At 37.0% G+C, this 14,343-nt stretch carries 13 protein-coding genes; 4 read left to right on the top strand and 9 right to left on the bottom strand.

Annotated elements, in window-relative coordinates; all coding sequences use genetic code 11:
- Position 1 precedes the first annotated feature (1 nt).
- The 4 genes from NF867_RS11415 to NF867_RS11400 form a co-directional block, all read right to left on the bottom strand.
- Positions 2 to 2,041, bottom strand: coding sequence for a transglutaminase family protein (locus NF867_RS11415; protein WP_252588131.1), 2,040 nt, complete (start codon positions 2,039 to 2,041; stop codon positions 2 to 4).
- Between the two features lie 165 nt (positions 2,042 to 2,206).
- Positions 2,207 to 2,902 (bottom strand): response regulator transcription factor, encoded by a 696-nt coding sequence (locus NF867_RS11410; RefSeq protein WP_252588130.1) that lies wholly within the window; start codon positions 2,900 to 2,902, stop codon positions 2,207 to 2,209.
- 24 nt (positions 2,903 to 2,926) lie between these two features.
- A complete protein-coding gene (locus NF867_RS11405; RefSeq protein WP_252588129.1) occupies positions 2,927 to 4,573 on the bottom strand; it encodes a sensor histidine kinase in 1,647 nt (548 codons plus the stop codon).
- 57 nt (positions 4,574 to 4,630) lie between these two features.
- Positions 4,631 to 6,517 (bottom strand): S9 family peptidase, encoded by a 1,887-nt coding sequence (locus NF867_RS11400; protein WP_252588128.1) that lies wholly within the window; start codon positions 6,515 to 6,517, stop codon positions 4,631 to 4,633.
- A 180-nt stretch (positions 6,518 to 6,697) separates the two neighbouring features.
- Here NF867_RS11400 and NF867_RS11395 point away from each other — a divergent pair, with 180 nt between their 5' ends.
- Together NF867_RS11395 and NF867_RS11390 are read left to right on the top strand one after the other, a co-directional pair.
- Positions 6,698 to 7,597, top strand: coding sequence for a molybdopterin-binding domain-containing protein (locus NF867_RS11395; protein ID WP_252588127.1), 900 nt, complete (start codon positions 6,698 to 6,700; stop codon positions 7,595 to 7,597).
- Between the two features lie 52 nt (positions 7,598 to 7,649).
- Complete coding sequence (locus NF867_RS11390) at positions 7,650 to 9,455, top strand: tetratricopeptide repeat protein (protein WP_252588126.1); 1,806 nt, start codon at positions 7,650 to 7,652, stop codon at positions 9,453 to 9,455.
- On the opposite strand, the gene NF867_RS11385 is transcribed toward NF867_RS11390, so the two are convergent.
- Entirely contained in the window at positions 9,448 to 10,584 is a 1,137-nt protein-coding gene (locus tag NF867_RS11385) for a polysaccharide deacetylase family protein (RefSeq protein WP_252588125.1), read from the bottom strand. The genes NF867_RS11390 and NF867_RS11385 overlap by 8 nt on opposite strands.
- Positions 10,585 to 10,754: 170 nt before the next feature.
- Here NF867_RS11385 and NF867_RS11380 point away from each other — a divergent pair, with 170 nt between their 5' ends.
- Both NF867_RS11380 and rfbC read left to right on the top strand, forming a co-directional pair.
- Positions 10,755 to 11,072: a DUF4286 family protein gene (locus NF867_RS11380; RefSeq protein ID WP_252588124.1), complete on the top strand. Its 318-nt coding sequence runs from the start codon at positions 10,755 to 10,757 to the stop codon at positions 11,070 to 11,072.
- A gap of 51 nt (positions 11,073 to 11,123) precedes the next feature.
- Positions 11,124 to 11,666 (top strand): dTDP-4-dehydrorhamnose 3,5-epimerase, encoded by a 543-nt coding sequence (rfbC, locus tag NF867_RS11375; RefSeq protein WP_252588123.1) that lies wholly within the window; start codon positions 11,124 to 11,126, stop codon positions 11,664 to 11,666.
- A 7-nt stretch (positions 11,667 to 11,673) separates the two neighbouring features.
- Here the strand turns inward: rfbC and NF867_RS11370 are convergent, their stop codons facing one another.
- The 4 genes from NF867_RS11370 to NF867_RS11355 all read right to left on the bottom strand — a co-directional run bounded on the left by NF867_RS11370 (position 11,674) and on the right by NF867_RS11355 (position 14,292).
- On the bottom strand, positions 11,674 to 12,177 hold the full coding sequence (locus NF867_RS11370; protein ID WP_252588122.1) for a nuclear transport factor 2 family protein: 504 nt from the start codon (positions 12,175 to 12,177) through the stop codon (positions 11,674 to 11,676).
- Positions 12,178 to 12,184: 7 nt separating this feature from the next.
- The gene (locus NF867_RS11365; RefSeq protein WP_252588121.1) at positions 12,185 to 13,036 is read right to left on the bottom strand and encodes an OmpA/MotB family protein; all 852 of its coding nucleotides are present in this window, start codon (positions 13,034 to 13,036) and stop codon (positions 12,185 to 12,187) included.
- Between the two features lie 118 nt (positions 13,037 to 13,154).
- On the bottom strand, positions 13,155 to 13,817 hold the full coding sequence (locus NF867_RS11360) for a DUF2461 domain-containing protein (RefSeq protein WP_252588120.1): 663 nt from the start codon (positions 13,815 to 13,817) through the stop codon (positions 13,155 to 13,157).
- An 88-nt stretch (positions 13,818 to 13,905) separates the two neighbouring features.
- A complete protein-coding gene (locus NF867_RS11355) occupies positions 13,906 to 14,292 on the bottom strand; it encodes a DUF983 domain-containing protein (protein ID WP_252588119.1) in 387 nt (128 codons plus the stop codon).
- Between the last annotated feature and the right edge of the window lie 51 nt (positions 14,293 to 14,343).

Raw genomic sequence — 14,343 nt, 5'->3', positions numbered from 1 at the left:
CTTATTGACTTACCTTTTTCAACACAATTTGTTCTGCCAGTTTAGCAGCAAGAGCTGCGTAAAAGTTTTTTAGCCCTTCGTATTCATCAGCTAAAAATGTGGTTTTATTAAAACTGATCACTGACCGCACTTGAATCTTATCATCTACCTGGCCAATTAAATAAGAAAACTTGGCTCCATCCTCAGAAAGGGTATACTTAGTTGACTTTGGCAACTCCTCCACGGTATAACCCGGAGGTATAGTAACCGTTGAAAGCATTACAATATCATATAAAGTAGGATAGTTAACCGGATAGGTACGTTGCTTGGCCTTAAAGGCATTACCCTCAAAAGTGCTAAACAGAATCGGATTGAGGTAAAGTATACCATTCGATACTTCCTCTTCAAACTCAAATGACAATTTAGTAACCATAGCGGTATCGACTCTATCGGTATTCTCTAAACTAAAATTGGTGATTGACAGCCCTGCTGACTTATATTTCTCTTTTATATATTCATCTTTTGAGGTGGCTTCAGCCAGTTGAGACCGAGTATTTGCTGCAGCATAATCCTTATCGTATACCAATGCAGTACCATTTAACTTACCTTCTTTAATAGAGATATTTACGGTAATTGCCTTTTTCGCCCTAACCTGATCGTCTTCCAGAGCAAGCCATCTACCAACACCCTTTTCGTCTATTAATCGGCCTTTGCCATTTAAGCAGCGCTCAGGCAATAAATAGGCAGGCCTAAAAGGATCAGTAGCATCCAAAAGTAAATCAGTGCTGTCTAACCTAACCGAAGCAATAACATAATTGAAATTATCAATCATTGGATAATACTCATTTACGCGGCCGTGTTTACGGGTACTTACCAATACCGGATTGGCTGCAAGTCCGGCCTCTCTTAGCATGCCCACCAATAATAAATTAATATCTGCCGAGTTCCCGCTTTTCTTCTCAAAAACAGTTTTAGGAGTTTGTGCTGCCCACATACTGTTATCGCCATTCCATTTTACATTTTTCTTTAAAAATGAAGTAATAGCAAATGATTTACTTACCGGATCGGTATATCTATCTGATAGCTGCTTTATCTGATCTTTTAGAAAACCAGTACGGTTCATGGAGCTTGCAAAGCCATCCGAAGCATAAATAGCTTCCGTTACTTTCTCCCAGGTATTCAGCACACCTCTATAAGCAGACTGCGGATATTGAACTCCCTGTAATTGAAATTTAATTTTTGAGATATAATCATTGGCAGTTGTAATGTACTTATCATCTTCAAACGCCGGTACATCTTTCATTGCCCAATGATAAATGGTTGACTTAGCACTTACGGCTTCAGAACCACCCTGACTACGAACATTTGTATAGTTGTTCCCATTGTATTCCCCTTTCCATGTAATTACAAACTGATCCATTGCTTCTTTCTTTTCGTTTATAAAAAAAGAATTGTAGCCTTGGGTTTCTAACTTGTAGTAAAAGTACTCAGGGATTTTACCCGTATACTCACTCCAAATTACCGGATAGTCGGTCTGAAATTCCCACTCCTTGAAAAATGTATAGGAATCGGAACGAATAGTATAAACGAACTCAATAACAGCACCTTCTTTCACATTTGGTAATGTAAGTTTACGCTGACGGTAGTTCCCGGTAACGAGCTCATCAAAAATGGCTTTGCTATCGAGCTTATATTCCGATATTTTACCATTTTCCAATAGATAAGTAGCTCCTTTAAGTTGAGTGATTTTCTCTTTAGTATTTACGCCACTATAGTACGGAATTATGATTTCGGCCGCATCCAATGCCGCTTTATTAAAAATTTTAATGCGGCAATGACGCTCGTGCACCACCTCAAACTCATTATTGGTAAATGAGAAATAGGTGTTTCCAATATCTGCTAACACAACGGCATTTGCGCTTGAGTCTTTTGAATACACTGGCATGGTTAATTCCTCCATGCTAACTTTACCGTATTTAATTGTTGGTTTTTGAGCTAAAATAGCAAGGGGGAACAATAAGAATGTTAGGAACATTCCTAAATGAGTTCTTGAACAGTTCATTAATAGAGTAGTTTTAGAGTAATCCGGGATTATTTTTAAAAAATTGCATTCAAACGTATATAGAGCGATGTTCGATAGGGCCGCAAGATACTGATAAAGAATTAATGTAAAAAACGTAGATCTACTACTCAAAACAAAAAACCCGGCTATTAAACCGGGTTTTGCTTAATCAATATTAAACTTATATCCTATGCCACGTACTGTTTGCAGCAGTTGAGGATTTTCAGGATTGTCTTCTATCTTTTTCCGTAAGCGAACGATATGCATGTCGAGCGTGCGTGTATTCACGTCGGAATTATAACCCCAAACTACTTGCATCAGTTCATCACGATTGATTACCTTATTCGGGTTTTTCAAGAAATAGAGCAGAATCCGGTTCTCCAAAATTGTAAGCTCAATTTTCTTACCATCGGCGGTAACAAGCGAGTGAATACTTGGGTGATGCTCCATATTATGAAATTTATGCACTTCGCTTTTATCATGCGTTAAAATAAATTTCACTTTATTATCAAGAAGGGCCACCAATACGTCCATATTGAATGGTTTAGTGATGTAATCAGAAACCCCAAAATTGTATGCATCAATCTTATCAACATCCTGTGCTTTGGCCGTCATCATGATGATCAGGTTTTCAAAATTTTGATGACGCAATGATGAACAAACTGCCGAACCTTGCTTACCAGGCAACATCCAATCGAGTAATACTACTTCTGGCTCTTCTCTTAATATTAATGTTTCGCCATCGGGACCATTAGCCGCTTCAAAAACTGTATATCCTTCTTTCTCTAACCTGCTGGCGACCAAAAAACGAAGATTTTCGTCATCTTCAACAACAGCTACTTTTATTTTTTTCTTTTCCATAGACTTAACTGTATTGTATTATGTTCAGTTCTTTTTAAAAGGTAAAATAATTTTAAACTCCGATCCTTTACCGGGTTTGCTCTTCACACTAATCTCTCCATTCATGAAGTTAACTATTTCTTTGCAAAACGCCAGACCTATGCCTACACTTCCATGACGGTTAAACTCGTTCTCTACTTTGTAAAACTTTTTAAATATGTTTTCAAGTTCCTGCTTCTCAATTCCAATACCCTGATCAGTAAATCTTAAGATCAAGTGCTTACGCTGCCTTTTAATATTAATATTTAGGTATTTATTACCCGGATAAGAATATTTATAGGCATTGTCCATCATATTGGTAAACACACTATTGAGTAAAACTGCATCAGTTTCAAATACTTCAGTATCTTCAATTCTGTATTCAATGTTAAAATCGGGGTATTTAATATGATAAGCATCAACTAAGTTTTGACAAAAAACTCCAAGGTTTACATTAGAGTACTTTAACTTAATAGATTTGTTTTCAAGCTGTGTAAATGAAAGCAACTTAGTCATTAAATCATTTAGCTTATCAGCCTCTTCGTTTAATATCCGCCCATAGTTTAATCGTTCGCGCTGTGTTAAATCATCACTGCTCCTAATATTATCTCCCGCTATTTTTATCACACTTACGGGAGTTTTAAACTCATGCGTAAGGTTATTAATAAAATCGTACTGTAACTTAAAGAGCTTCTGATTAATGTTCAGGTTACGAAAAATCAGATAGGCAATGAACAATACCAAAAGGTAAACGATAATAAAACCTATTGCAAGCGGAGTAAATATCCGATAGATCTCTTTACTTAAATGATCCTTAGTAGAAATAAAATAAAGTTGGTAATCTGAAAACGCTCCCGGCAACGAAATTCCAGTAGTATAATAATGCCGTTGATCAGTACTTAATGAGTCGAACATAAACGACTTGATCATTATATGCTGATAAAGCTGTGGGTTTACGTTTTCGATCTTAAGCCTGGTAGGGTCGAGATGAAATACCACCAGATCTTGTTCATAAAGAGCCGAGGGAGCCTGAGCCTGTTCTGTGGTATTAAAAAACTCTTTGTAGATCCTGATTTCTTGCCTTCTGGGCACATTAAGGAAACTTACCTTGTTATCGCTAATGGTATAAAAGTTATTAAAGATCTGACTATTATCCGGAATACGGTTGGTATCAACCTGTTCAACGTAAGAAACAAATTTTAATAGCGCGCTGCTAAAGTCGGTTTCAACAATGGTTGGATAATTAAACACCCCGTCTTTTCTGCTATAAAGCAACTCGGGTTTTTTATTGCGTTCAAACTGATAGATTGATTTAAACTCCGCCGAAAAATGATCTTTGGTTAATCCAGTGGTGATACGATGATTACTAATTTCCAGATCGTAAAAAACCATCGTCTGCATGAAAGGGTAATTTCGCAATAGATTTCGGGAAATTTTATAAACGGAGGCTGAATCCAAAAAGCCTTGATACAATGAAAACTTAGGAACTTCATTATTTAAGAAATCATTATAAGGTTCAATGGTTTTATCGAGCACTTTCGCCTTATCGCTATCAAATTGCCCTTCAACAAACTTTTGGGTGAATTTATACGATAAAAATAGAGCCAGTATAAAAGAAAGAGAAATAAGAATAAAAAAACTGGTAATTAGCACCAGATTTTGACGATATGTACTTTTGTGTTGATTTCTAGCTTCCAACGTCCGTAATTCCTATTTCTTTAAATTATCATTAAAAAACTGCTCCATCGTTTTATAAAACTCAATGCGGTTTTCTTGTTTCATAAAATATGTTCCCTCGTTCTGCTTAAGAATATATTTTACGTCTATCTCCTGCTTTTGCAATGTTTTTACCAATTGGCTGGTTTCCTGAACATTTACCCGAGGATCTTTGGCTCCCTGAGCTACCAGAAACGGAACCTTAATTTTTTCAGCATGAAAAATTGGAGACACCTCGCGTAAAATATCTGCATCAGTTTCAGGATTACCTACAAGTTCATAATACATACCCTGCATTGATTTATAGTACGGCGGGATATCTTTCAGATAAGTAAACAGGTTGATAATGCCACAATAAGAAACTCCGCATTTATATAATTCAGGGTTTTTAATGCAACCAACCAATGCCGAATATCCTCCAAAACCATTTCCATAAATGGCAATACGGTTCGAATCAGCAATACCTTTCTCTATTAACCATTTTGCTCCATCGGTAATATCGTCTTGCATTTTGCCTCCCCATTCTTTAAAAGAGGCCTGATAAAATGCTTTCCCATAACCTGTAGATCCACGATAGTTCATTTGCAAAACAGCATACCCACGGTTTGCTAAAAACTGAACCTCTGCATTATAACCCCATTTATTCCTGGTCCAGGGGCTTGAACCACCATGAGGCATAATAATTACTGGCAACATTTTTGGCTCTTTATCTCTTGGCAAAGTTAAATACCCGTGAATTGTTAAACCATCTCTTGAACGGTACGAAACAGGTTCCATCTTGGCCATTTCTTCTTCTTTAATCCATGGCGAAATATCACTCAGCTTACTTAACTTATCAGAATTGATTTCGTATAAATAATACGTACCCGGATTTTTGTCACTATAGGTTCTGACCAAAAATTTCTCCTCTTTTTTATCCATTCCGGTTATCCATAGATCTTTACCCGGTAATTTTTTGGAGATATTATTATAGAAACAAGCCGAAGGCTCATCCAAAAAATGCACCTCATATTTCCAGGTTGTATACCCAGCCCAAAGAATTTTTCTCAGCTGTTTTGAATAACCAATTTCAGCAACATCTACATCTTTGTTTTCATAAACCGTTCTGATTTCCTTACCTGTTTCAAGATCGAGTTCAACAAGGGCCATTTTATCTCGCCCAATATTTGACAGAGCGTAAATGCTTTTATTGCTATCAAATGAAAAGCATTGTGGCTCTAAACTCTCATTAAACGGTACACTTCTAACAACCCTAAACGGCTTATTTTCATCCGGACGATATAGTACCCGATCATTCACCCCATCCGTTTCTACTGCTAACAAAAGCTTTCCATCATGATCGGCCATCCAGTAATTAATATTCCCGGGGTTTTCGGCAATCATTGTCAACTCACCCGACTCCAAATTCATACGATAGGCATCAAACCGTTTCGGATCAAGTTTATTTAACAGCAACAATATATTCCCGTCATTAGTAACATCAATCAAGCGGACTGAAACATCTGGATAAGGGGTAATATCCTGATTATTGGAGCCGTCTTTACGAACTGCATATAGGTGATAACGCTCGTCACCATTGTTATCCTTCAAGTAAATAAGCTGATTATTACCGCCCCACCAATATTTTAATATCGCATTTTCACTTTCAGAAGTTACCTGGGTTATTTCATTGGTATTAAGTTTCTGCACAAACAGATTCAAGCGGTCTTTATAGGGCTGGAGAAATGCGATGTATTCACCATCAGGTGAAAGACGAAAGAAGGTTCGCTCAGGATTTTTGAAGAAATCGGCAATAGGTATCTCCCTTACTGCTGTTTTTTTATCACATGCACTCAGCGCTCCCATCAGTAAAAACAATGCGCATTTAAAAAATACCTTCATAAAGTTTATATCCCCTTTTTATTCTATTTTTGCTAAACCGTGTTAAAAATAGGTAAAATTGAAAGCCCCAAAACGGGCTGTAACAACAATTTTACCCCTAAAAATCAACATTATTACGACTTTATAGCCTCTGTAACAAGGAAACGATATAAACTCGTAAATATTTAATTTGTCCCAGTCTTGACCACAGTAGAAGAAGTTTTATTTTCTATTCAACAACAATTCTCTCCTTCTAAACGAATTGTTCGGGTTGATTTAGCCGATGCATTGAACATGTTTTTGGCCGAAGATCTTTTGTTACCTGAAAAGCAAAATATATATAACCATACAAATTTCGCTACCTACGAAACAACCCTTAAGCGCGGCACTTTATTAAGAGCCTACGAACTAGGCATTTTACATAAATTGGATATTGAGCAGCTAAATGTATACAAAGCCATTGAAGTTTGCATTCAACCTGTTTATACCCAATTATATCCTATTAAGCCAATAATTTCTCCAATAATAAAAAGTTTAATTAAAGATTTCAACGGGGTAAATACCATTATGGAACCTATGTTAATAATGGAAAACCCTGATGTTGATTTACAAATCAAAACTTTGATCGATCGGTCGGATATAATTATGTTAACCGGCTACGACCATCATCAGCTTGCCCCTAAGTTCGAGCAGTTTGGGATAAAATTCCTTGTTAACAGGATCAGTCAAACTCCGGGAGAAAAAACTCTTATTGGCTTTGATGAGCATAAAGTTGTCTTCTTTTTACCTGAAGAGCAAACCGGTGCTCTTCTTTCGGCCGAAATTTATGGCAGAGCTGCAGTATTAAAAGCTTTGGGAAAACCTTTTCAGTTAATAAAGGCTACCTCTGCCAGTAACTATGAGAATAAAACTGCTCACACTCATTTTTCTATCGGCCGTTTTTCAGTTTTTGACAAAGAGGTAATTGTTAACTTTCAACAGAAAGTTGATGAAATAATTCTGACCGATTATGCCAACGCGAACTGCTACGTTCGCATTCATCCTCATAGCAATGTTGTAAAGGGATCTCAAGTTGAAATCGTACCATTTATTGGTAATTGATAATTTGCAGAAACAGAAATTTATAGCAAGATTGTTTAATATTTTTACAGAGATGCGTCGACTTGTTATTTACCTACTGCTTAACATTTTGCCTTTTACAGCGTTTGCACAAAAGGACATGGATGAAGTGCTTGCACAGGATTTTTTGCGTAATGGCGATTACCAGAAAGCAGCCGATTTGTATGAAGACGTATATACAAAAACTGGTTCAGAAAGCAGTTATACCAATTTGATAAACTGCTTGTTAAAACTAAAGCAGTTTGATAAAGCTGAAAAAATCAGCGCTAAACAGGTAAAAAGGAACCCTGAAGTTTTGCGTTACCTAATAGATTTAGGTAACATTTATAAACAAAGCGGAAATTCATCAAAATCTAAAGAGTTTTTCAGCAAGGCCATTAATGACATTGGCCCTGACATGTTTACCATTAGCGAAGCAGGACAAAAGTTTTACTCAATTGCTGAATATGATTTTGCTATACAGGCTTTTAAGAAAGGTCGGCAGGTAATGGGCAATGAGTCATTATTTACCTATGATTTAACAAGGCTTTATAATCTGAAGCAAGATAAAACTGCTATTATTGAAGAAACTTTACTGCAACTATCAGCAAACCCAACCTTTATAAGTCAGTCAAAAAGTATTCTTTCAAGTTCTTTACAGGAAAAAAAAGATTTTGAAACATTGCAAACCATTTTGCAGAAAAGGATCAGCAAAGATAACCAGAACCCCGAATTGGCTGATTTGATGATATGGGCCTATCTACAGCAAAAAAACTTTAATTTGGCCTTAGAAAAAGCCATTGTTTTTAATAAAGCCCTGAATGAGGATGGTGAACGTATATTAACTGTTGGAGAATCAGCAGCGAATGCTGAACAGTATGACATTGCTATTAAATCCTATGGAAGCATTATTTCACTAAGCCCCAAAAGCCCACTTTACAGCGAAGCAAAAATGGCTTTCATCAGTGTAAAAAATAAAAAGATTATTGCCGGGAATTATACGCAGGAAGATCTACTTTCGCTAGAGAAGGATTATGAACAAGCAATCGTCGAATTTGGCAAAACAAATGAAACCTTGTACATGGTGCGGGAGCTGGCTCATTTAAAGGCCTATTATCTTCACAAGACTAATGAAGCCATTTCCTTACTTGAAGATGCTATTAAAACACCCCGAATTTCTTTTTCCATTCAGGCACAGTGCAAGCTTGACTTAGGGGACATCTATGTTATCTCAGGAGATGTATGGGAGGCAACTTTGCTATATGGACAAGTTGATAAATCATTTAGAGATAACCCAATGGGACAGGAAGCTCGGTTCAGGGGAGCACGTCTTTCATTCTGGAATGGTGATTTCGACTGGGCGAAAGCACAGCTGGATGTTCTTAAGGCGTCTACCTCTCAGCTCTTTGCGAATGATGCCTTAAACCTTTCATTGGTGATAAGTGATAATGCAGGCCCTGACAGCACCAACAAACCATTGAAAATGTATGCTCATGCTGATCTTGAAATTTTTAAAAATCAATTGGCAGATGCCAGAGCTACTCTCGACAGTCTAAAGGCTCAATATCCGGGACATCCGTTGGAAGATGATATTCTAATGGCCGAAACAACCATTTCGCTCAAAAAAGGATTATATAGCGAAGCAGCGAAAACACTTACCGAAATTATCGAACGATTTAATTATGATATTTGGGGAGATGATGCACTATTTATGTTGGCCGACCTAAACGAGCATCATCTTAATAATAAACCCAAAGCCCAAGAGCTTTATGAGCGTTTGTTGACACAGTTTCCGGGTAGCTTATATGTACTAGAAGCCCGTAAACGTTTTCGCGCATTAAGGGGCGATATCATTAATTAAACAATACACTCTTCAAAATATCCTGGTTTACATGTTTAAATTTTTTTGGGCCAACTTTTTGTCTTCTTTCCATTATTTCTTTCCAGGTGGTAAGAATAAAGCCTTGATCTTCTAAAAATTTTCGTAATCGCGGATCAACCATGGCCAGCATATCACCTCGTCTTTGATTTCCTGATTTCGAGATTTCCTTAAATGAATCAGTAGTTTTTGTACAATGCATAATAACCATGGTAATACCAGGTTTTATCTTACTTAAGTTTTCCTCATATTGTTGAGTAATCCATTTTTGAAGATTTTCATCCGTATTCTCAGTATCATCAGGAAACTTCCATTCAATGCTCATTCCATTCAAATCATCCAGTACCGGCAATCCCGAATTCCATACTTTTTTACCTACACTGCGAGCCAGCTTCATCATATAGTTAAGCTTTTCCGTAGCCTGATCTCCAGCCAAACTAAATTTCGAGTCATTTAATTTCGACAGATCATGCATTCTAACTTGTGCAAGTAACATTGAATTATGTCCACCAGGAAACATGATGGGTATCCCCTCTTTCCTACCAATTTTCATGTATTTCATCAAGTAGCTGGGTTTCGAAAAAACAGTACCCATATGAGAATCGAGGTGAGTTGGGTGAAAGCCCATTTTTCGGGCTTTGGCTATTTGGGCTTTTATTTCACGACCTACTTCTTTAGCCGTTGCATGTTTACGCACCAAGTCAACATCTTTCCACAAACAGCCGTCTTTATCAGTCAATCCGGGAACTCTTCGTTGCCCAGCCACAGGCCCCCATCGGTATGACTTCCATTCAGATGTAAGTGTTATATGCAAACCAGCATCCACTTCTGGGTGTTCTTTAATATACTTCACAATCGGTGGAACCCATGGACATGGCATCATTACACTCATTGAATTAGCTACACCATTTTCAATGGCTTCAATAGCTCCCTGATTTGAATCATATGACATGCCAACATCATCAACATGAAGTATAAGCACACGATCACCCTTTTTCCACCCAAGTCTTTCCGCATAGGTTTGCTGAGCGATTGAAAAATTATTCCACATGAAAACGAAAAAGAAAGACAGCCAAAAGAATTTGACAATATGGTGAAAGCGCGTAAACATAAGGCAGTAATTTGAGAGGGTGTCTTCTAAATTTACTAAATTTCATCAATACTTTTATACATATAACCTGTCTTATCCTTTACTTTTTTTAATTATTTTATGAGGAAGAAAGTCGCGGAAATTCGATACTTACACCTATTTTTTTAACCTTTGCGTTAAACTTAAAAAAGATGGTACAGTTTAACGTAACTATAAATATCGAACCCGAAATAGTTGAGGAGTTTTTAGTTTGGATGAGAGATAAGCATATCCCGGATGTAATGAATACGGGTATATTCAAGTCATATCGGATTGCTGAACTTATTGCTCCTGTGGACCCTGAACAGGTAGGCACTACTTTTTCATTTCAGTATTTCTGCGAAACCATGAATGATTACTTTAAATATGAAAAAGAGTTTGCTCCTGTACTTAGACAAGAAGTAACTGAGAAATATGGCAGCAAAATAGTTGCTTTCAGATCAGTTATGGAGATTCTTGCCGAGGGGTAAGTTTATCAAAACTCGATTTATGTCCACTCCAAAAACTGAACACCCAATTAAATGAATATTACAAAAACACCTATAGAAGGTTTATTAATTATTGAACCACGCATTTTTAACGATAACCGTGGTTACTTTTTTGAAAGTTATAACAAGAGTACATTTAATGAGGCTGGAATTACCGACGAATTTGTTCAGGACAATCAATCCAAATCACAAAAAGGAACATTGCGTGGATTACATTTCCAAGCTCCTCCATTTGCACAAGGAAAACTGGTGAGGGTAATTCAAGGAAAAGTATTAGATATCGCTGTAGATATTAGGAAGAATTCACCAACCTTTGGCCAACATTATAGCATTGAACTAAGTGCCGAAAATCAACTGCAGTTTTGGATTCCTGCAGGATTTGCTCATGGCTTTATTACATTAGAAGATGATACCATTTTCACGTATAAATGCACTAATTTCTATAATAAAGCATCAGAAGGTGGAATTATCTGGAACGACCCTGACTTAAATATAGATTGGGGAAAAATCGATGTTCTTGTTTCAGACAAGGATCAGATTCTCCCCCAATTGAAAGACTTTACGAGTCCGTTTTAAAAATATTCTAATTTACCAAATAACGCCCGGGAATAGGATTTTCGGGCGTTTCTGCATTCCAGGTAATATTTAATATCTTCCAGGTTTGACCGTCGTACATCAGCTGTAAACTATTAATCCCTCGCTGAAAGGGCTTCTCATCCTCCAAATTATGAAAAGATTGATAAGTAGAAAAAACCTGGGCAATGTTGCCATAAACATCTATCTTTCTTGATAGCTCCTTCTCAAAGAAACCCTGATCTTTCGTTAATCTACTTAACCCATTAAGATATTGATCGACGGATAGCACCCTTACCCCTATTTTTTGTTCTTTATTAGCAAAAACGGGCATTAAACGAGCATCAGCAGTAAACAGTGATCGGATCAGTGCAGTATCTCTTTGTTGTGCCGCTGGCCCTGAAATTGCCGAGTATAATTGTTTTATAACTTTATCCAATGCTTCCTCTTTCGATTGTGCATTGGTAACTGTAAAACACATCAAGGAAAAAACAAGCAAACAGAGCCTCTTCATTGGCTTACTAATTTTTGGTTTGCAGTAAATTATAAAGCTCATCTAACTTAGGCGAAAGAATAATTTCAATCCGTCTGTTTTTACTCTTTGCCTCAGGAGTATTTTCAATCATTAAAGGAATGTACTCACCTCTCCCTGCCGCTTCCACCTTTATTGGGTCTAATTTTTGAGTATCAGTAAGATATCTGACAACCGAAGTTGCTCTTAAAACACTAAGATCCCAGTTGTCTTTGATCTGCCCCAAGTTTCTCACTTTGGCATTATCTGTATGGCCTTCAACCAAAATATTAATATCGGGCTGCGTTTTTAGCACTTTAGCCAGCTCATCCAAGGCTTCCTTACCCTTTGCATCAATAACAATACTTCCTGTGTCAAACAACAGCTTATCGGTTAATGACACATACACTTTTCCGTCTTTAACAGATACTGTTAAGCCGCTTTCAGCAAAACCTAACAAAGCTTTCGACAACTTCTGCTGTAATGCTTTAGTGGCCTCATCCCTGCTTTTTAAAATGGCTTCCACTTCACGCAAATTTTTCTCGCGGGCGGCCAAATCTGCTGAAAGCTTTTTAATCTCTCCGGTACTGTTATTTCGTAGCGAAGTATAATCTTTAAACAATTGCTCATTCTGCTCTTGAGCCAATCTTAATTGATCTCCAAGATTAGAAGTATCTCCTTTCAATTTATTAGCAAGCATCATCAGGCTATCTCCCTTTGTATTACAATTAACTAAGGTGTTTTGTAATGAATCTCGCTCCGAAATTAGTTTCCGATAGTCTTTCTTACTCAAGGCAACACAAGAAGTTAAACCGATAACAGAAACAAGTACAATGGCTGGTAAAATTGTGGTTGTTCGCATAAACAGAATTAATTTGCAGCCTAAAATAAGTAAACCTTTAATTTGAATAGCGTGATTTAATAAAAAAAGCGGCAAAGACTTCCATCATTGTCGCTTTCAATAATATTTTCTACTTAAGCTATGAAGCTATTGCATTGATTAGAAACTGATTGAAAGGATAAACCTCTTTCCATACCTCCAACACTTTTCCAATAGCATTTTTACCTAAAAGTTCTTTTTGATCCAGCTGATTAGAAACGGTGAAGCTTTTCAGTTTTAAAAGTTCAATTTCAGGATGATCAGCGGGATAACCTTTGGGAGCCGTTTTTAATTTCCCTTCCTCATCGAGTTTGTTAAAAAGCTGTTTAAATGTTTTAGCTTCAATAATCGATTTAAAATCTTCGGTGTTATAATCAATTTCCTGTCTGATCGATTTTATATGTTCAGCCTCCGGCATCCAATATCCTCCAGCGGCAAAACAGGTACCAGGTTCGATATGTAAATAATAGCACGGTCCATTTACGCCCTTTCCCATCGGACTAACAACTATTCCAAAATTCTTCTTGTAAGGCGATTTATCCTTACTGAAGCGCACATCACGGTAAATACGCATGACACATTGCTTAGCGTTAATATCTGCAACTGCCACATCAATTTTGGCAAGCTCTGCTAAAACTTTATCAACAAACACTTCTACATCCTGCTTAGCGGCATCGTAACGTTTCTTATTTTCTGTAAACCATTCGCGATTATTATTATCGGCTAGTTCTTTAAGAAAGTCGAAGGTGGTTTGCTTTAGCATATTTATTTTTTCCGAAAGTTAATTTGTTTTCAATTGGTCGTCAAGAGCCTTCATTATTAACTTCTATTCTCAGATTACGAGTCAATGCTCATGAAGGTTTTGAATAAGAAGAATCGTACTTAATTGGCGAAAACCAATGCAACATTAACACCCGTCCGTACCGAAAGTTTATTGGCATAAACAAAAAAATAGCACCGATGATGATGCTCAAATAAACCCAAGGCCCTGGATCATTCAATAACACATAAGTAGCAATACCCAGGGTAACACTTTGTGCCACATTGAGCGCGTAACTTAAGTACATCCCTCCCCAGAAAAAACCAGGTTCTATTTCATAACGCAAACCACAAACCGGACAATTAGGATGCATTTTCTGATACTGAAGCAAATTATAGGCAGGATGAACGAACATATTTCCCTGACGACAACGAGGACATTTTTGCTGAACGATAGCTTGAAAACTAGAAATAGCCATTACAATGATTGGTTAATGTAAAGCCCGTATGCAAATAGATGGTTTGAGGAA

Source organism: Solitalea agri, from assembly GCF_023914155.1.
Lineage (GTDB): Bacteria > Bacteroidota > Bacteroidia > Sphingobacteriales > Sphingobacteriaceae > Solitalea > Solitalea agri.
Note: the sequence above shows the minus strand (reverse complement) of the source record. Positions and strands in the feature narration are given on the sequence as shown.